The 920-nt window shown below is 72.9% G+C and carries 1 protein-coding gene; it reads left to right on the top strand.

Annotated elements, in window-relative coordinates; translation table 11 throughout:
• Nucleotides 1-920: RHS repeat protein (locus IF89_RS39375; RefSeq protein ID WP_043194878.1), on the top strand; the 920-nt coding region annotated here is incomplete at both ends.

The following is a 920-nucleotide window of genomic DNA, read 5'->3' as shown; positions in this document are numbered from 1 at the left end:
CACGGCCACGCCTGACGGGCGGCGTATCACCGAGACCCTCGACGCGCTGGGCCGCCCGCTGCGGACCGCGGACAACTACCGCGACGGCGCCTACGCCAAGGAGCCCGACGCAGACGGTGCGCGCACCCTGTCCGAGGCCGACTACTCCCAGTGGGCCCACTACCGGGTGACCATGACCGACCGGGCCGGCCGCAAAACCGTTGCCTCCAGCGACCCGTGGGGGCACACCAGCAGCACCACCCGCCCGGACGGCACCACCCTAAAGACCGCCACGGACATCGTGGCCGAAGCGGTCGCGCAGGGCGTGCTGGGCGCAGGCCAGGAGGGTGCCGGCCTGGGCGAGGCCCGGGCCGTGGCCGTGCAGGACGCCGACACCGCGGCCCGGACCACGTCGGCGAGGGTGGTCTTCGCCGACGGCACCCCCGCCGCCGCCTCCACCGCCGAGGCTGACGCACTGGGCCGGACCCTGACCTCAACCAGCGGCGAAGTCACCGCGGTGCCCTCCTACGGGCCTGGCGGCATCCCGCACAGCACCGTGCTGAACCCCGCCGCCCCGGACACCTACCCCGGGCAGGAGTTCATCGCAGCCCTCACCCGCGACCTCGCCGGACGCCAGACCGCCAAGACCCTCACCCAGGGCGCGCCCGGCCAGGGCGACACCCGCACCGGTGTGCGCAGCACCTACGATCCGGCAGGCCGCCTGGCGTCCCAGACCGACCAGCTCGGCAACACCACCATCTACACCTACACCGCCCACGGGCAGATAGCCGAAGCAGCCGTCAAGACCAAAGACGGCGACACCGTCTCCACGACCGCGTATACCTACGATGAGGACACCGGGCTGCTGCTCTCCTCCGCGGTCACCGACGCCAGCGGGGCCACCACAGTCCGGCAGACCGAGTACGACGCCCTCAACCGGG

Source organism: Streptomyces sp. NRRL F-2664 (assembly GCF_000719345.1).
Taxonomy (GTDB): domain Bacteria; phylum Actinomycetota; class Actinomycetes; order Streptomycetales; family Streptomycetaceae; genus Streptomyces.
This window is presented reverse-complemented; position numbering and strand designations above follow the sequence as displayed.